This window comes from Variovorax paradoxus (assembly GCF_029919115.1).
Lineage (GTDB): Bacteria > Pseudomonadota > Gammaproteobacteria > Burkholderiales > Burkholderiaceae_C > Variovorax > Variovorax paradoxus_O.
Genome location: NZ_CP123990.1, coordinates 3,330,547 through 3,347,855 on the forward strand (window position 1 = coordinate 3,330,547; position 17,309 = coordinate 3,347,855).

Annotated in this window: 18 protein-coding genes; 8 read left to right on the forward strand and 10 right to left on the reverse strand. The window is 66.5% G+C overall.

Annotated elements, in window-relative coordinates; all coding sequences use genetic code 11:
• The 8 genes from QHG62_RS16060 to QHG62_RS16095 form a co-directional block, all read right to left on the reverse strand.
• Entirely contained in the window at positions 1 to 477 is a 477-nt protein-coding gene (locus QHG62_RS16060) for a MaoC family dehydratase (RefSeq protein ID WP_281146620.1), read from the reverse strand.
• Between the two features lie 38 nt (positions 478 to 515).
• Entirely contained in the window at positions 516 to 1,649 is a 1,134-nt protein-coding gene (locus QHG62_RS16065; protein WP_281146621.1) for a thiolase family protein, read from the reverse strand.
• Positions 1,650 to 1,742: 93 nt separating this feature from the next.
• Positions 1,743 to 2,321 (reverse strand): TetR/AcrR family transcriptional regulator, encoded by a 579-nt coding sequence (locus QHG62_RS16070; protein ID WP_281146622.1) that lies wholly within the window; start codon positions 2,319 to 2,321, stop codon positions 1,743 to 1,745.
• Between the two features lie 45 nt (positions 2,322 to 2,366).
• Positions 2,367 to 3,338, reverse strand: a complete 972-nt coding sequence (locus QHG62_RS16075) for a Bug family tripartite tricarboxylate transporter substrate binding protein (RefSeq protein ID WP_281151673.1) — start codon at positions 3,336 to 3,338, stop codon at positions 2,367 to 2,369.
• 37 nt (positions 3,339 to 3,375) lie between these two features.
• Positions 3,376 to 4,347, reverse strand: a complete 972-nt coding sequence (locus QHG62_RS16080; protein WP_281146623.1) for a Bug family tripartite tricarboxylate transporter substrate binding protein — start codon at positions 4,345 to 4,347, stop codon at positions 3,376 to 3,378.
• Between the two features lie 21 nt (positions 4,348 to 4,368).
• A complete protein-coding gene (locus QHG62_RS16085; protein ID WP_281146624.1) occupies positions 4,369 to 5,118 on the reverse strand; it encodes a DUF72 domain-containing protein in 750 nt (249 codons plus the stop codon).
• A gap of 12 nt (positions 5,119 to 5,130) precedes the next feature.
• Positions 5,131 to 6,042: a site-specific tyrosine recombinase XerD gene (gene xerD / locus QHG62_RS16090; RefSeq protein WP_281146625.1), complete on the reverse strand. Its 912-nt coding sequence runs from the start codon at positions 6,040 to 6,042 to the stop codon at positions 5,131 to 5,133.
• Between the two features lie 67 nt (positions 6,043 to 6,109).
• Positions 6,110 to 7,084 (reverse strand): tripartite tricarboxylate transporter substrate binding protein BugE, encoded by a 975-nt coding sequence (locus QHG62_RS16095; RefSeq protein WP_281146626.1) that lies wholly within the window; start codon positions 7,082 to 7,084, stop codon positions 6,110 to 6,112.
• A gap of 102 nt (positions 7,085 to 7,186) precedes the next feature.
• On the opposite strand from QHG62_RS16095, the gene QHG62_RS16100 reads away from it, so the two are divergent.
• Positions 7,187 to 8,104 (forward strand): AEC family transporter, encoded by a 918-nt coding sequence (locus QHG62_RS16100; protein ID WP_281146627.1) that lies wholly within the window; start codon positions 7,187 to 7,189, stop codon positions 8,102 to 8,104.
• Here QHG62_RS16100 and queG read toward each other — a convergent pair.
• Positions 8,101 to 9,189: a tRNA epoxyqueuosine(34) reductase QueG gene (queG, locus tag QHG62_RS16105; RefSeq protein ID WP_281146628.1), complete on the reverse strand. Its 1,089-nt coding sequence runs from the start codon at positions 9,187 to 9,189 to the stop codon at positions 8,101 to 8,103. The genes QHG62_RS16100 and queG overlap by 4 nt on opposite strands.
• Here queG and tsaE point away from each other — a divergent pair.
• The 3 genes from tsaE to QHG62_RS16120 all read left to right on the forward strand — a co-directional run bounded on the left by tsaE (position 9,175) and on the right by QHG62_RS16120 (position 11,723).
• Entirely contained in the window at positions 9,175 to 9,684 is a 510-nt protein-coding gene (gene tsaE / locus QHG62_RS16110) for a tRNA (adenosine(37)-N6)-threonylcarbamoyltransferase complex ATPase subunit type 1 TsaE (protein WP_281146629.1), read from the forward strand. The two genes, queG and tsaE, sit on opposite strands and share 15 nt — an antisense overlap.
• Positions 9,681 to 11,294: an N-acetylmuramoyl-L-alanine amidase gene (locus tag QHG62_RS16115; RefSeq protein ID WP_281146630.1), complete on the forward strand. Its 1,614-nt coding sequence runs from the start codon at positions 9,681 to 9,683 to the stop codon at positions 11,292 to 11,294. The genes tsaE and QHG62_RS16115 overlap by 4 nt, the downstream gene beginning before the upstream one ends.
• 132 nt (positions 11,295 to 11,426) lie before the next feature.
• Complete coding sequence (locus QHG62_RS16120) at positions 11,427 to 11,723, forward strand: glycine zipper domain-containing protein (RefSeq protein WP_126748955.1); 297 nt, start codon at positions 11,427 to 11,429, stop codon at positions 11,721 to 11,723.
• Positions 11,724 to 11,786: 63 nt separating this feature from the next.
• On the opposite strand, the gene QHG62_RS16125 is transcribed toward QHG62_RS16120, so the two are convergent.
• Positions 11,787 to 12,455 (reverse strand): DedA family protein, encoded by a 669-nt coding sequence (locus tag QHG62_RS16125; protein ID WP_281146631.1) that lies wholly within the window; start codon positions 12,453 to 12,455, stop codon positions 11,787 to 11,789.
• A gap of 103 nt (positions 12,456 to 12,558) precedes the next feature.
• Here QHG62_RS16125 and mutL point away from each other — a divergent pair, with 103 nt between their 5' ends.
• The 4 genes from mutL to QHG62_RS16145 all read left to right on the forward strand — a co-directional run bounded on the left by mutL (position 12,559) and on the right by QHG62_RS16145 (position 17,309).
• Positions 12,559 to 14,451, forward strand: a complete 1,893-nt coding sequence (gene mutL, locus QHG62_RS16130) for a DNA mismatch repair endonuclease MutL (RefSeq protein WP_281146632.1) — start codon at positions 12,559 to 12,561, stop codon at positions 14,449 to 14,451.
• Between the two features lie 186 nt (positions 14,452 to 14,637).
• Complete coding sequence (locus QHG62_RS16135; RefSeq protein WP_281146633.1) at positions 14,638 to 15,636, forward strand: alpha/beta hydrolase; 999 nt, start codon at positions 14,638 to 14,640, stop codon at positions 15,634 to 15,636.
• A gap of 42 nt (positions 15,637 to 15,678) precedes the next feature.
• Positions 15,679 to 16,662: a tRNA (adenosine(37)-N6)-dimethylallyltransferase MiaA gene (miaA, locus tag QHG62_RS16140; RefSeq protein ID WP_281146634.1), complete on the forward strand. Its 984-nt coding sequence runs from the start codon at positions 15,679 to 15,681 to the stop codon at positions 16,660 to 16,662.
• Positions 16,659 to 17,309 carry an ABC transporter ATP-binding protein gene (locus QHG62_RS16145; protein WP_281146635.1) on the forward strand — a complete coding sequence of 217 codons (651 nt, stop codon included), beginning with the start codon at positions 16,659 to 16,661 and terminating at the stop codon, positions 17,307 to 17,309. The genes miaA and QHG62_RS16145 overlap by 4 nt, the downstream gene beginning before the upstream one ends.

Below are 17,309 nucleotides of genomic sequence, written 5' to 3' on the forward strand. Positions count from 1 at the left end.
CTACGCAGGCCTGGCGTGCACCACCAGCTTGGGCGTGAAGTACTGGAGCACTTCGCCGCGCTGGTTGAGCGTGCGGCAGCGCATCGTCACCATCGCCCGGCCGGGCTTGGAGCGCGAAGGCGTGATGTCCAGCACCTCGCTCACCACATGCAGCACATCGCCAGGCCGAGTGGGCTTGGGCCACTGAAGCTCACCGCCCGATCCGATGATGCCTTCGGCCAGCGGAATGCCGCTCTCCACCAGCAGCTTCATGGTGAGCGCCGCCGTGTGCCAACCGCTTGCTGCGAGCCCGCCGAAGAAGGTGTTCTTCGCAGCCTCTTCGTCGGTGTGGAAAGGCTGCGGGTCGAACTGAAGCGCAAACGCCTTGATCTGCGCTTCGTCCAGCGTGTGCTCACCGCTCTGGAAACGGTCGCCGACCGACAGGTCTTCGAGGTACAGCGCGCGTTCGGCGCCGGTGTGGTCAGGGAGTGCCGCCATGAGGGTTCCTTGTAGTGCCTGCGCGCATTCTCCAACCTTCAGACGCGTTCGAGGATGGTGGCAATACCCTGCCCGCCGCCGATGCATTGCGTGGCCAGCGCGTAGCGGCCCTTCTCGCGCGCCAGCAGGGCAGCGGCCTTGCCGGTGATACGCGCGCCAGTCGCGCCAAGCGGATGGCCAATGGCCAGGCCGCCGCCGTCGAGATTGACCTTGGCCGGATCGAGCCCCAGGTCTCGAATGCAGGCCAGCGCCTGCGACGAGAAGGCTTCGTTGAGTTCGATCACGTCGAGCTCGGCGGCCGAGAGGCCCGCGCGGGCCAGTGCCTTGCGCGTTGCGGGGATCGGGCCGATGCCCATGATCGCCGGATCCACGCCCACGGTCGCAAAAGACTTGATGCGGGCAAGCGGCTGCAGGTTGTGCCTGGAGGCAAAGGCATCGCTGGTCACGAGAACGACCGCGGCCCCGTCGGTAAGCGGCGACGAGGTGCCGGCGGTTACCACGCCATCGGGGCGGAACGCCGGCTTCAGGCCTGCCAGCGCCTCGGCGGAGGTGCTCGGCCGAATGCAGCCGTCCGCATCGATCACGTCGCCGGATGCCAGCCGCACCGGCACGATCTCTCCTGCCAGGCGGCCCTCAGCGCGCGCGGCCGCGGCCTTGCGGTGCGACTCGACCGCAAAGGCTTCCTGGTCGGCACGGCTCACGTTCCAGCGCTGCGCAACGTTCTCGGCCGTCTCACCCATCGAGATATAGGCGTCGGTGCTTTCCTTCAGTTCCGGATTGGGCGAAAAGTTGAAGCCGCCCTGCGGCACCATCGTCATCGACTCCACGCCAACGCACAGAAAGGCTTCGCCCATGCCCGCTTCGATCTGCGCCGCGGCAATGTGCACCGCCTGCATCGACGAGCCGCAGAAGCGGTTCACCGTCATGCCGCCCACCTCGTGCGGCAGCCCCGCGAGGAGCCCGACGACGCGCGCCAGGTTGTTGCCCTGCGAGGCCTCCGGGTAGGCGCAGCCGAGCACGATGTCTTCGAGCAGCGCCGGGTCGAGGTCGGTGCGCTGCAGCAGGCCGCGCACCACGCCGGCGGCCAGCGAGTCGGGACGAACCTCTGCAAGCGCGCCCTTCTTCGCAAAGTGGAACGGCGAGCGGGCGTAGGCGGAAATGACTGCTTTCATGAAGGTGCTCCTTATGGCATGCCTACCATCCAATCGGTAGGCAACAGGTTCAAAAAATAAGCACGTCGATGCGTGCCTGCGATCCGCCCGGCGTCAACCGGGCAATGAACTCCTGAGCTGCGCGATGGCTTCGTCGAAGTCTTCGACGCGGCCCGTCATGCGCGACGCGAGCAGCGCGCCCTGGCACACCGAGAACACATAAGACGCCAGCGAGGCCGCCGATGCGCCCTTCTTGTGCCCGGCCGGCGCCAGCGCGCCGAGCACGCCGGTGAGCCACAGCACCTGCGTGTTGCGCAACTCCTGCACGGCCTGGCGCAGCTCCTCATTGATGCAGTCCCAGCCGGGCGTCAGCGCTCCTGCGGGACACATGCCCGAACCCGCCTTGAGCGTGTTGCGGTACATGCGGAAATACGATTCGAGTGCGTCTTTCGGCGCCCGCACCCTTGCGGCTTCCCAATTCTTGAAGAGCTGGGTGGCTTCGCGGATCACCGCAATGCCCAGCGCTTCCTTGGTGGGAAAGTGGTGGTAGAGGCTCGCCTTGCGAATGCCGATTGCATCGGCCACGTCCTGGAAGCTGAATCCCAGGTAGGAGCGCGTTTCGATCAGCGAGCGCGCCACCGCGAGGATCTGCTCGCGGGTGCTGCCGGTGGCAAGGGCTGTGGCGCTGGACATCTACCTACTATAAGGTAGGGAACAACGGGCCTGCAAGCGTCGGGGTCAATCGGCCTTGATGTTCGCCGCCTTGATGATCCGGCCGTTGCTCTCGAACTCCGAGGCAATTTCCTTTGCAAAGGCGGCAGGGGTGCCGCCGGTGGGCACGTTGTCGGTGGCGGTGAGCTTGGCGCGCAGCTCGGGGCTGGCCAGCGCCTTGTTGATCTCGGCGTTGTATTTCGCGATCAGCGCGGGCGGCGTTGCGGCGGGCGCGAACACGCCGAACAGCGAGTTGATGTTTGCGGCGTTGTAGCCCAGTTCGCCCAGCGTAGGCACCTGCGGCAAGCTCTCGAGCCGCGCGGGTGCGCCCACCGCCAGCGGCCGCAGCTTGCCCGACTGGATGTGCGAGGAGAGCGTGGGGCTCGCGTTGGTCGACAGAATCTCGAACTGCCCGCCCAGCGCATCGTTGAGCTGCTGGCCGCCGCCCTTGTAGGGCACGTGCGTGATGTCCACGCCCGCGCTGGCCCTCACCTGCTCCAGCACGATGTGGCCGAGCGATGCCGGCCCCGAGGTAGCCCAGCGCACCGCGCCCGGCTGCGCCTTGGCATCGGCAATGAGCGCACGGAAATCCTTCGACTTGCTGGCCGGCGTGGCGATGAGCAGCACCGGCGAATACATCACGCTCGAAACCGGCGCGATGTCCTTCAGCGGATCGAAGGGCAGCTTGCCCAGGTGCGGGCTCAGCACCAGCGGGCTGATCGCCGAGAAGCCCAGCGTTGCGCCGTCGGGCGCGGACTTGGCTACCGCATCCATGCCAATGGCGCCGCTCGCGCCGGCGCGGTTGTCAACGACCACGGTGGTGCCCAATTGCGCGGCGAGCCTGTCGCCGAGCGCGCGCGCAACCACGTCGCTCACTCCGCCGGCGGGGTACGACACGATGAGGCGAATGGTCTTGGGAACGGTTTGTGCCTGCGCGGCGGCTGAAGCGCAGAGAGCGGCGGCGAGCAGCCACGAAGGCTTGAGTGACGAGAAATGCATGTCGGTCAGGGTAACGGTCAGGTCGCGGGAAAGAAATTCAGTCGAGTTGCAGCTTGCGCTCACGGATGAGCTTGGACCACTTCTCATTGTCGGCCTTGACGAAAGCCGCGAACTCGGCGGGCCCGAGCGGATGCACCTCGGCGCCCGCGGTCGCGAACTTGGCCTTGACCTCGGGCTGAGCCAGCACGCGGGCCAGTTCACTCGAAAGCCGCTCGACCACGTCCTTGGGCATGTTGGCCGGCCCTACCAGGCCCTGGAAGCCGACGGACTCCATGCCTGCAAGACCCAGTTCCTTCACCGTCGGCACGTCGGGCAATTGCGGATCGCGCACCGGCCCGGTCACCGCCAATGCCTTGAGCTTGCCGCCCTTTACCTGCGGCAGCAGCACGCTGCCCGCGTCGATGAGGATCTGCGTCTGCCCGCCGAGCAGGTCTTGCACCGCGGGTGCGCTGCCTTTGTAGGGCACATGGGTCATGTCCAGGCCGGTTACCTGGTTCATGAGCTCGCCGTTCAGGTGCGTCGAGGTGCCATTGCCGCCCGAGGCAAAGTTGACCTTGCCCGGCTGCCCCTTGGCCCAGGCGACAAAGTCCTTGAGGTTCTTTGCCGGATGGTCCGGCCGCGTCACCGCGATGTAGCTGCCTTGGCTGATCTGGCCGATATAGGTGAACTGCTTGATCGGGTCGTACGGCGGCTTGCTCTGCAGGTACGGCGCAATGGCGAAGGGGCCGGTGTTGGCCAGCAGCAGCGTGTAGCCGTCGGCCGGCTGGCGCGTGAGCTCGGTGGCTGCGATCATGCCGCTCGCGCCGGGCTTGTAGTCGACCACCAATTGCTGCTTGAGGGCCTCTAGCAGCGGCACCTGCACCGTGCGCGCCGCAAAGTCGATGCCGCCGCCGGGCGGATAGCCCACGATCAGCCGGATGGGCTTGGCGGTCGGAAAGGCTTGCGCAGCGGCAAGGCCGGCCGCTGCGGCCAGCGCCAGCCCGGCGCAGAGTTTGTTCTTGAAGTTCATGGTTCTGTCTCCTCGGATGAATCAGCAATTCTGAAGCAGCCGCGCCAACGTCGTCGCGTTGCCAACGGCCTCGCCGCCCGCCGTGTTGTCGAAGATGCACCAGCACTCCGCACCCTCGCCCTGCGCCAGCCGGAGCCGCGACGCAAGCCGCTCGAGCAGCGCGTCGTCGTAGGCAGACCAGTAGCGCCGCGGCGATCCATGCAGCCGCAGGTAGACGAGCCCGGGCCATCCGCCCGGCGCGGCCGCCTCGTCGAACAGCACCGGGTCGGCCAGCACGCGTGCGACGTGCAGGCGCGACAGCAGCGACTCGGCCTCGGGGGCGAACCAGCTGCGATGCCGAGGCTCGAGCGCAACCGGTCCCCCGTGGCGGCGCCGCAGCGCCGAGAGAAAGCGCTTCACCGTACCGGCATCGAATGCCAGGCTGGGCGGAAGCTGCACGACGAGGCAGCCCAGCTTGGCGCGGAGGCCGTCGACCTGCGCAATGAACGCCTCGAATTCGGGCATCGCATCGAGCAGCCGCTTTTCGTGCGTAATGGATTGCGGCAACTTGACCGCGAAGCGAAACCCGTCGGGCGTGCTCGCAGCCCATCGCTCGTAGGTTTCGCGCCGGTGCGGCCGATAGAACGATGTGTCGATTTCCGCCGCGTCGAAGCGCTGTGCATAGCGCTCCAGGTGCGAGCCCTCGGACGGAAAATTCGGCCACAGGCCGCGCGGAAGGCTCCAGCCCGCGCAACCTATGCGCAGCGACGGCAGTGGCATCGTGCGGTTCATTCGGCCCGCCCCTCAGCCCCGTGGATGATGCTGGGAATGCAACTGCTTGAGCCGCTCGCGCGCCACATGCGTGTAGATGGTGGTCGTCGAAATATCGGCATGGCCCAGCAACAGCTGCACCGCGCGCAAGTCGGCGCCATGGTTCAGCAGGTGGGTGGCAAACGCGTGGCGCAAGGTATGCGGGGACAGCGGTACGTGGATGCCCGCGGCCGCCGCCTGCTTCTTCACGATCACCCAGAACATCACGCGCGTCATGCCCGCGCCGCGCGATGTCACGAACAGGTCGGGCGTCTGCTGACCATCGAGGATGACGGGCCGCGACTCCTCCAGGTAGCGCTCTATCCAGCGCCGCGCCTCGCCGCCGAACGGCACCAGGCGCTCCTTGTTGCCCTTGCCCAGCACACGCAGCACGCCGTCGTTCAGGCTCATGTCGATGGCCTTGAGCGCGACGAGCTCGCTCACGCGCAGCCCGCTCGCATACATCAGCTCGAGCATGGCGCGGTCGCGCAGCCCGAGCGGCGATTCCACGTCGGGCGCGGCCAGCAGGTCGTCCACCTGCTTTTCCGACAAGGTCTTGATGGCGCGTGGCATTTGCCGTGCGGGGGCGAGGCGCAAGCTGGGGTCGGCCGAGATGCGGCGCTCGCGCAGCGCCCAGCGGTAATAGCGCTTGAACACGGTGAGCCGCCGGTTGGCCGAGGTGGCCTTGCCCTTGGTGGAAAGCCGCACGCCCATGTAGGCCTGCAGATCGTTTTCCTTCGCGGCGTCGAGCACCGCGCCGCTGCGCTCCTTGCGAAGCCATTGCGCGAACAGCGCCAGGTCGCGCCGGTAGGCAGCCAGCGTGTTCTTCGACAGCCCGTCCTCGAGCCACAGGGCATCGATGAAATCGTCGATCTCGGGAGTTTGTGCGGCAGCGGCCTCGGTCATGCGGTGCAAGATAACAAAAAGAAAAAGCCGCCCCGGTTGCGGGCGGCTTTGCTTGGGCGAAGGCGGATCAGTCGAGCTTCAGCTTCTGCTTGGCGACCACCTGCTTGTAGACGTCGTATTCGGCCTTGATCTGCGCGGCGAACTGCTCGGGCGTGTTGGCCACGATGAGCGAACCCGTGTCTTCGATGCGCTTCTTCACGGCCGGATCTTCCACCGCCTTCTTCACGCCGGCGCTGATCTTGTCGACCACTTCCTTCGGCAGGCCCTTGGGGCCGAGGATGCCGTAGTACGCCATGCGGTTGACGGGCTCGAGCCCCACTTCCTTGAAGGTAGGCACGTTGGGCAGCGCGGCAAGGCGCTGGGGCGCCGACACCACGATGGGAATCAGGCGGCCGCTCTGGATGAAAGGCATGGCCGACGGAATGTTGTCGAACATGATCGGCACCTGCCCGGCCACCACGTCATTCAGCGCGGGGCCTGCGCCGCGGTAGGGAATGTGCGTGACGAAGGTATTGGTGAGGCTCTTGTAGAGTTCCATCAACAGGTGGCCGATGCCGCCCGTGCCCGACGAGGCGTACGAATACTTGCCGGGGTTCTTCTTGATTTCGGCCACGAACTCGGCGTAGTTCTTGGCCGGGAAGCTCGGGTTCACCGCAATGATGTTCGGGGTGGCCGCAATGTTGATGATGGGCGTGAAATCGTTCACCGGGTCATACGGCACCTTGGGGTTGATGGCCGGGTTGGCCGCCGTGCTCGATACGGTGGCAACGCCGAGCTTGTAGCCATCGGGCGTGGCGCGTGCCGTTTCTGCCGCACCCACAATGCCGCCGCCGCCGGCGCGGTTGATCACCACCACCGGCTGGCCGAGCACCTTGCCCAGCGGATCGGAAATGACGCGCGCCACGATGTCGGTGGTGCCGCCCGGTGCAAAGGGCACGCTCAGTTCGACCGGCTTGTTGGGATAGCCCTGCGCGAAGCTCTGGCCCGCGGCCACGACCAGCGCGGCGGCACCCACCATGGCGCCCCATTGACGACGTTGCATCTATAACTCCTTGATTGACTGATGTCGAAAAAGCAAAGCCCCGGATGCTAGCCGCTTCGCTGGCCGCCGGTGCTGTGGATTACCCATGGCCCCCGACGGTTTATGCTCGAAGCGGTGAACTTTGCCCAGCTGCTCTTCCCGGACTTTTCGCTCATTGCCATCGGTTGGCTGCTTTGCCGCTACACCGCGCTCGACCGCCGCGTGTGGGACCAGGTCGAAAGCCTGGTGTACTACTTTCTTTTTCCGGTGCTGCTGTTCCATTCGATCGTGCGCAGCCCGCTCGATTTTGGCGCCACCTCGAGCCTGCTCACGGCGGGTGTCGGCGTGGGGCTCAGCGGCATTGCGCTGGCCTACGCCCTGCCCTACGTGCCTGGCCTGCGCTCGCACATAGACCGCCGCGACCACGCAGCCAGCGCGCAGATCGGGTTTCGCTTCAACTCCTTCATCTGCCTTGCGCTTGCCGAGCGGCTGGCCGGCCCAGAGGGCCTGTTGCTGATTGCGGTGCTGATCGGCGTGTGCGTGCCGATGTTCAACATTGCCGCCGTGTGGCCGATGGCGCGGCATGCGCAGTCGGGCTTTGCGCGGCAGCTGGTGCGCAATCCGCTGATCGTTGCCACGGTGGCGGGGCTGCTGGCAAACCTGCTGGGCTTCACGGTGCCGAGCTGGGCCACGCCGACGCTCACGCGCATCGGCGCCGCATCGCTTGCGCTCGGCCTCCTGGCGGCGGGCGCGGGCATGCAGTTCGCTACCCTGGGGCGCGGCAAGGTGCTGGCCGTTTCGGTGTTGTCGATTCGGCACTTGCTGCTGCCGCTGGTCGCATGGGGCCTGTCTCGTGCGCTGCGGCTCGATCCCACGCATGCTTCCGTGCTGATGGCGTTTTCTGCCGTACCCACGGCGTCGAGCGCCTATGTGCTCGCGGCGCGCATGGGCTACAACGGGCCCTATGTGGCCGGGTTGGTGACCCTGTCCACGCTGCTGGGCGTGGCCAGCCTGCCGTTTGCGCTGGCGCTGCCGCGCTAGGGGGTTTTTGCTGCCTCGGGGCGCTGCGCCAGCGCCCAGGCCACGTGCTCCCGCACCAGCTCGCTCGCATCCGCTGCCCGCGTGGCAAGCGCCTCCGCGGCGCCGCTCTCGCCGGCGCGCAGTGCATTGCCCAGAGCCACGGCAATGTTGCGCAACCATCGCTCATGGCCAATGCGGCGGATCGGGCTGCCTTCGGTGTAGCGCAGAAACTCCTCCTCGGTCCACGCGAAGAGCGAGGCCAGCGCCTGCCCTGTGAGTCCTTCGCGCGCGTCGAAGTCAGGCAGCGCGCTTTTCTTTGCAAACTTGTTCCAGGGGCAGATCAGCTGGCAGTCGTCGCAGCCATAGATGCGGTTGGCCATCAACGGCCGAAGCTCCAGCGGAATCGGCCCGCCGTGCTCGATGGTGAGGTACGAAATACAGCGCCGTGCATCGAGCCGGTGCGGCGCGATGATCGCCTTCGTCGGGCACACGTCGATGCAGGCACTGCAGCTGCCGCAATGCGCGGTGACCGGCTCGCTCTGGGGCAGCGCCATGTCGACGTAGATCTCGCCAAGAAAAAACATCGAGCCCGCGCTGCGGTCCAGCACCAGCGTGTGCTTGCCGCGCCAGCCCTGGCCGCTGCGCGATGCGAGCTCTGCTTCGAGCACGGGCGCCGAATCGGTGAAGGCACGATGCCCGAAAGGGCCCACCTCTTCGGCAATGCGCTCGGCCAGCCTGGCGAGCCGCGCGCGAAGCACCTTGTGATAGTCGCGGCCACGCGCATAGACGGAGACGATGGCTTCGCCGGGCCGCGCGAGCCGATCGAACTCGACAGCCTGCCAGTCGTCCAGCTGTGTGCCCCGCGGCAGGTAGTCCATGCGTGCGGTAATCACGCTCACCGTACCCGGCACCAGTTCGGCCGGCCGCGCGCGGCGCGTGCCGTGCGTTGCCATGTATTTCATCTCGCCATGGAACCCATGGGCCAGCCATTGCATCAGACCTTCCTCGGCGCTCGATAAATCGACGCCCGCGATTCCGATTTGGGAGAATCCGAGTTCCCGGGCCAATGCCTGAATACGAGCAACGAGTGGATGGCTGACGATCACTTGCCGATTGTAGAAACGCCGAAGAACGCCGGCCGCACACTGCGCTGGCGCAGCGAGGAGGACACCGACGCCTTCGCACGCGCACTCGCGGCTGCGCCCGCATTGCGCGATGCCTTCATTGCGCTGCATGGCGACCTTGGCGCCGGCAAGACCACCTTCGTGCGGCACCTGCTGCGCGCGCTCGGCATCCAGGGCCGCATCAAGAGCCCGACCTACGCGGTGGTCGAGCCGCATGAGGCGCCGGACGGCCTGGCCATCTTCCACTTCGATTTCTATCGTTTCAACGATCCACGCGAGTGGGACGACGCCGGTTTCCGTGACATTTTCGCGGGACCGGGGCTCAAGCTCGCCGAATGGCCCGAAAACGCTGCGGGCCGCACTCCAATTGCGGACCTCGCTATTAAAATAGAAGCAATGACAGACGACACACGCAGCGTGACCCTTCTTGCAAACACCCCCCGCGGCAGCGACCTGCTGACGCACGCCGGCGCATGAAGGCGGGCGGCCTCAAAAGGCGCGTGCTGCTCCAGGGCGGCAGCATTGCGCTGATGCTCGGCGTGCACCAGATTGCGCGCGGCGCCACCATCCTCGCGGTGCGCGTGTGGCCCGCGGCGGATTACACGCGTGTCACCATCGAGTCCGATGCGCGGCTCCATTCGCAGCAGCTGGTGGTGGGCAGCCCGCCGCGGCTGGCGGTCGACATCGAGGGCATCGACCTCAACCCCGAGCTGCGCGAGCTGGTCGGCAAGATCAAGCCCGGCGACCCCTACATCAACGGCCTGCGCGTCGGCCAGAATGCGCCGAAGGTCGTGCGCATCGTGTTCGACCTGAAGCAGGCCGTGGTGCCGCAGGTCTTTTCGCTTGCGCCGATTGCCGCGTACAAGCACCGGCTGGTGCTCGATCTCTACCCCGAAAAAGCCATCGACCCGATGGAAGCGCTGATCACCGAGCGCCTGCGCGAGGCACCGCGCGGCAGCAATGGCGGCAACAACGACACCACAGTGGCCAGCGCACCGTCCGTGCCGCCGCCTGCCGCGCCCACTTCGCGGCTTGCACCCGATGGAGGCCCGCCGATTCTCGTTCGGCCCTCGCCCAACGTGCCCGCGCCTCGCCCTGCGCCTGGCGCCATTGCCATGCCTGCTGCACCGGCTGCACCTGCTGCACCTGCCGCACCTGCTGCGCGGCCACCAATCTCGGTGGCCATGCCTCCGTCCGCCACCGCGCCCGATCCGCTCGGTGAACTGATGGCGCAACAAGCCACGCGGCCCGGTGCCACCGCGCCGCCACCGCCGCCCGTGGCACCTCCGCCTCCGGTCGCAGTGGCGCCTTCTCCCGCGCCCGTCACAGCCTCGCGCGGCGGCGCCACCTCAAGCCGCACCGACCGCATCATCATCGTGGCGCTCGATCCCGGCCATGGTGGCGAAGACCCGGGCGCCATCGGCCCGAACGGCACGCGCGAGAAAGACATCGTGCTGCAAATCGCGCATCGCCTGCGCGATCGCATCAACGCAAGCAGCGTCGGCGGCAACCCGATGCGCGCGTTTCTCACGCGAGATGCCGACTTCTTCGTGCCGCTTGGCGTGCGCGTGCAAAAAGCGCGGCGCGTGCAGGCCGATCTCTTCGTGAGCATCCACGCCGATGCATTCACCACGCCCGCCGCGCGCGGCGCCAGCGTTTTTGCGTTGAGCCAGAGCGGTGCCTCGAGCAGCGCGGCACGCTGGCTCGCCAACAAAGAGAACGATGCCGACAAGGTGGGCGGCGTGAACGTCGGCAACCACGAAGTGCAGGTACAGCGCGCGTTGCTCGACATGAGCACCACCGCGCAGATCAACGACAGCCTCAAGCTCGGCGGCGCCATGCTCGGCGAGATACGCGGCATTGGCGCCCGGCTGCACAAACCGCAGGTTGAGCAGGCGGGCTTTGCCGTGCTCAAGGCGCCAGATATTCCAAGCGTGCTGGTCGAAACTGCGTTCATCAGCAACCCTGAAGAAGAAGCGAACCTGCGCAGCGTCAGCTACCAGGAAAGCCTCTCCGATGCGCTCATGCGCGGCATCCAGCGCTACTTTGCGCAGAACCCGCCGCTGGCGCGCAGCCGTCAGCTTTAAACCCTTGCGCGCCGCCCTGCTGTCCCACGCAGGGCGGCCCGTGGCACCGCACAGTCAGGCGCGGCAGGCTCCTACACTGGGGCCGGACCGCTTTTGCCCATCATGAGCCATCACTTTAGAAAGGTGGACATCATGAAAGCACGCATCTGGATTACCGCTGCGGCGGCAACTTCGGTCATGGCATTGGCAGGCTGCGCATCGGGTCCCAACCAGAACCTGGGCACCGGCGTGGGCGCACTCGGCGGCGCGGCAGTGGGCCATGCCATTGGCGGCAACACGGCCAGTACGCTGGGCGGTGCAGCCGTCGGCGGTGTAATCGGCAATCAAGTGGGCCGCAGCGTCGACGAACGCAACCAGCGCAACTACTACGAGAGCCAGCGTGCCTATCCGCCGGGTACCTACTACCCGCGCAATGGCCCGACCTACTGACCTTCTACCAACCCGTTCTTGAAGCGCGCCATCACCGGCGCGCTTTTTTCATGGGCGCGGAAATCAAGCTTTCGAAGGCACCTGCGCGCGCGCCTTTTCTGCGCGCGAGGCTCGCCAGGCGCCGAAGATCGCCAGCAGCCCAGGCACGAAGATCAGCGCCCAGATGATCTTGTCGAGATGCTCGCGAACGAACGGCAGGTTGCCAAAGAAGTAACCCGCCGTTGCAATGCCCAGCACCCAGAGCAGCGCGCCGCCCACATTGAACATGGTGAACTTGGCCCGGTTCATTTCAGCCACGCCGGCCACGAAAGGCGCAAAGGTGCGAATGAACGGCATGAAGCGCGCAAGCACGATCGTGATGCCGCCATAGCGCTCGTAGAACGCATGCGCCTGATCGAAGGCCTTGCGGTTGAAGAAGCGAGAGTTCTCCCATTGGAACACCTTGGGCCCGAAGTAGCGGCCGATGCTGTAGTTGCACTGGTCGCCCAGAATGGCCGCAACGATGAGCACCGTGCACGCGATCGGAAAGCTCATGAGTCCCAAGCCGCAGAGCGCGCCCACAATGAAGAGCAGCGAGTCGCCGGGCAGGAACGGCATCACCACCGCGCCGGTCTCCACGAACACGATCAGGAAGAGCAGCGCGTAGACCCAGGGGCCGTAGGCGACAACGAAGGCCTCGAGGTGTTTGTCGACGTGCAGGATGAAGTCGACGAGAAAGCTGATGATTTCCATGGTGGCGGATTATCCTTGCTGCATGCCTGCAGGCCTTCCGTGATGGATTCAGAGACCCCTGATGACAGCTCGATACATCCCGCCGGGCTTCTAGAATGCTCGCGTGAGCGCCCTTCCCTCCTCCATTCCCTCCCTCGAACGCCGGCCGATCCGCGAGCTCCCCGACGAGCTGATCAGCCAGATTGCCGCCGGCGAAGTGGTCGAGCGGCCGGCCTCGGTGGTGCGCGAGCTGCTCGACAACGCACTCGACGCGGGCGCAAGCCAGGTCACGGTGCGGCTGGCCTCGGGCGGGGTCCGGCTGATCTCTGTCGAAGACGACGGCCTGGGCATTCCGCGCGAAGAACTCACCGTTGCCTTGCGCCGCCATGCAACCAGCAAGATCGCCAGCCTCAACGATCTTGAAACGGTCGGCACCATGGGCTTTCGCGGCGAGGCGCTCGCGGCAATCAATGCGATTGCCGAACTCAGCATTCTTTCGCGCTTTACCGGCGCCGACAGCGCCTTTGCGCTCGACGGACGCACCGGCGAACTGCGCCCGGTGGCCCGCACGATCGGCACCACCGTCGAGGTGCGCGAACTGTTCTTTGCAACGCCCGCACGCCGCAAGTTCCTGAAGACCGACGCCACCGAACTGGCCCACTGCATCGAGGCCGTGCGCCGGCATGCACTGGCGCGGCCCGAGGTCGGCTTTTCGGTGTGGCACGACGGCAAGCTGATGGAGCAGTGGCGCGCCGCAGACAAGCGCGAACAGCGGCTGGCCGACGCACTCAGCGACGATTTCGTGGCACAGAGCGTGGCCGTCGATCACATCGGCGGCGCAGTGCGCGTGGTAGGCCGCGCAGGCATCCCCGACGCGGCCCGGTCGCGCGGCGACCAGCAGTTCTTCTACGTCAACGGCCGCTTCGTGCGCGACAAGGTGCTCTCGCATGCGGTGCGCAGCGCCTACGAAGACGTGCTGCACGGCCAGCGCCAGCCTGTGTACGCGCTGTACCTCGAAATCGATCCGTCGCGGGTCGATGTGAACGTGCACCCGACCAAGATCGAGGTGCGTTTTCGCGACGGGCGCGAGGTGCACCAGGCGGTGCGCCACGCCATCGAAAACGCACTCGCAGCGCCGCGTGCGGGCGATGCAGTCGTGCCGGTTGCGGCGCAGCAACCCTTCTTCAAGCCGAATGTGCCGGCCTCGGGTGCCACCTGGGCACAGCCGGCCATCAATTTCACGGCAGCAGAACGCGGCGTGGGCGACTTCGACGCCATGTGGCCGCGACGGGCCGACGAATCGGCGCTGGAGCATTCCGGGGCAGAAACCTCGCACTGGCCCGTGATCGGCACGCCGCCCATGTCGTTCCGGGCGCCTGTCGGGCTGCCTGCGGCCCCTGCGGCCGCCGAATCCCTGGCCACCAACGAAGAGGCATGGCCGCTCGGCCGCGCAGTAGCCCAGTTGCATGGCATCTACATCCTGGCCGAGAACAGCCAGGGGCTGATCGTGGTCGACATGCATGCGGCGCACGAGCGCATCGTGTACGAGCGGCTCAAGACGCAACTGGACGGCGCCGCCATCACCAGCCAGCCGCTGCTGATTCCGGCCACTTTTGCGGCCACGCCGCAAGAAGTGGCCACCGCCGAGGCCTGCGCCGCGGTGCTGCCCACGCTGGGCCTTGAAATCACGCCGTTTTCGCCTCGCACCCTTGCGGTGCGTGCAGTGCCGGGCACCCTGGCCGACGGCGATCCGGTGGAGCTGGCGCGCAGCGTTTTGGCCGAACTGGCCCAGCACGACGCCAGCACGGTGGTGCAGCGCGCACAAAACGAACTGCTCTCGACCATGGCCTGCCACGGCGCAGTGCGGGCCAACCGCAAGCTCACCATCGACGAGATGAACGCTTTATTACGACAAATGGAAGCAACCGAGCGTTCGGACCAGTGCAACCATGGCCGACCCACCTGGCGGCAGCTGTCGATCCGCGAGCTGGACGCGCTTTTTATGCGCGGCAGGTAACAAAACGGGGCATTTTGAGGGTTTTTACGGAGTTTTTTGCAGTCATCCGTGAAGCGGGCACGGGCGTTGCATGTGTAGAACAAAGTGCCACCTGAGGCACCCAAGGGGAGGTCCTGAAGCGCAGTGTCGGCGCGTTTCAGTCGAAAGCGTATGAACTTTCTGCCGGCTTCGCTGTCCCTCTAGCCCATGAAACGCTGGTCTCTGCTTGCCTCCGTTATTTCGCTGTGCGCCCTTCTGGCCGCCGGCTGCTCCACATTCGACGAACAGCAGCGCGAATGGATTTTTCAGCCCAGCGACCGCAGTTGGGGCAATACCGCCAGCATGACCGAAGGCATGCAGGACGTCTGGATCGACTTCCAGTCGTCCATTACAGGTGAACCGGCGCGCCTGCACGGCCTTTGGCTCGGCGGTGAACCCGAAACCACCGACCGGCCGGTGATGCTGTACCTGCACGGCGCCCGCTACAACGTGGCCGGTTCGGCCCCGCGCATCCAGCGCATGCACGAACTGGGCTTTTCGGTGCTGGCCATCGACTACCGCGGTTTCGGCAAAAGTTCCAAGGGCCTGCCCTCCGAAGAATCGGCGCGTGAAGACGCCCGCGCCGCCTGGATGTGGCTCGCTGCCCGCCACCCGCGCCAGCACCGCTACATCTTCGGCCACTCGCTCGGCGGCGCCATCGGCATCGACCTGGCGGCCAACGTCAAGGACGAGAGCGGCACCATCGTCGAAAGCACCTTCACCTCCATTGCCGACGTGGTGAGCGGCTTCAAGTGGGGCTGGCTGCCGTTCGGTCCGCTCATCACGCAGCGCTTCGAAGCGATCAACCGGGTCAAGGACATCGGGGCGCCGCTCCTGGTGGTGCACGGCACGGCCGACAGCCTGATCAACCCCACGCTGGGCCGCAAGCTCTACAACGCGGCCACGGTGCCCAAGCTCTTCGTTCTGGTGGAGGGCGGGTCGCACCACAACACCAATTCGGTCGGCGAAGCGCAGTACCGCTCGGCCCTTTCGCAGCTGTTCCGCATGAAGCCCGAGGCCACCCTGGCCTCCAGGCAAACGGAAGGTGCGCCAATCGTGCGCGGCGCCCAGCCGGTGCCGGTGCTGCCGGCGGCGCCTCGTGCGGATTCGCCCGCCCTGCCGCAAGAAGCACGCGCCAAGGCGGCGGCAAGCGCACAAGCAATCTGAGCCGGAGTCCCGGCTTCATTTTGTTGTTACCCTCGGGCGCTTATGCCGCCCTCCGTTGCCGCTTCCGGCCCTCCTGAAAACCTGAAATACATAGCGCTCGCGGGGCCGACTGCCTCCGGCAAGACCGCGGTGGCGCTCGCGGTGGCGCAATTGCGGCCCGTAGAAATCGTCAGCGTCGATTCCGCATTGATCTACCGCGGCATGGACATTGGCACCGCCAAGCCGAGCAAGGCCGAACTGGCGAGCGTGCCGCACCACCTCATCGATATTCGCGACCCCGCCGAGAGCTACAGCGCAGCGGCTTTCGTGGCCGACGCGACGCGTCTCGTCGGAGAGATTCGCGGGCGCGGCGCGCTGCCGCTCCTGGTGGGCGGCACCATGCTGTACTTCAAGGCCTTGTTCGACGGCATCGACGCCATGCCCGCTGCCGATGCAGCGGTGCGCGCACGCATCGACGCCGAAGCCGCCGCGCTCGGCTGGCCCGCCCTGCATGCGCGGCTCGCGCAGGTCGATCCCGTCACGGCCGCGCGCCTTGCGCCGCAAGACAGCCAGCGCATCCAGCGCGCGCTCGAAGTGTGGGAAAGCAGCGGGCAACCGTTGTCCAGCTTTCACGCGGGTGAAAACAAGGCCGCAAAAGGGCTGGCCGGCGGCGCACTCTTCTCGCTCGAACCCGCCGACCGCGCCTGGCTGCATGCGCGCATCGCCGATCGCTTCGACGCCATGCTCGCCGCCGGTTTTCTCGACGAGGTCAAGGCCCTGCGCGCGCGCGGCGACTTGTCGACGGAGCTTCCTTCGATGCGCTGCGTGGGCTACCGGCAAGCGTGGGAAATGCTCGATGCCTGCGGCAACGAGAGGCCCGACACCAAGGCCATGGCCGAGCTGCGCGAACGCGGCATCGCCGCCACCCGCCAGCTGGCCAAGCGGCAGATCACCTGGCTGCGCAGCATGCCTGAGCGCACCGTCATCGCCTGCGACGCGGCCGATGCGGTGCGCACCGCCGTTCAACGCATTGCAACCGCCGCATGACACTGCGCATTTCCAACCTTGCCAAGCACTACGGCGACGTGCCCGTCTTCGAGAACGTGACGCTCACCGTCGAGCCCGGCGAGTTCGTCGCCATCGTGGGCGAATCGGGCGTGGGCAAGTCGACCCTGCTCAACTGCATGGCCGGGCTCGACAGCTGGGACGCGGGCACCGTCATGCACGATGGCACAGATATAGGCAAGCTCGACGGTGAGGCCTGCGCACTCTGGCGCCGCCGCCATGTGGGCTTTGTGTTCCAGGCCTTCCACGTGCTGCCGCACCTGGACGTGGCGCAGAACGTGGCGCTGCCGCTGATGCTGCTCGGCCAGCAGCGCGATGAGAGCCGTGTCGCGCACATGCTCGATGCGGTGGGCCTGCCCGGCATGGGCGATCGGCTGCCGCAGACGCTTTCGGGCGGGCAGCTGCAGCGCGTGGCCATTGCCCGCGCGCTGGTGCACCGCCCCGCCCTGCTGCTGGCCGACGAGCCCACGGGCAACCTCGATCCGACCACCGCGGCCAAGGTGATGGAGCTGCTCATCGGCCAGACGCGCGAACACGGTGCCTCGCTGATGCTGGTCACGCACTCCGAAAGCGCTGCAGCGCGTGCAGACCGGCTGCTGCACCTGACCGCCGAAGGAATCCGCGCCTGA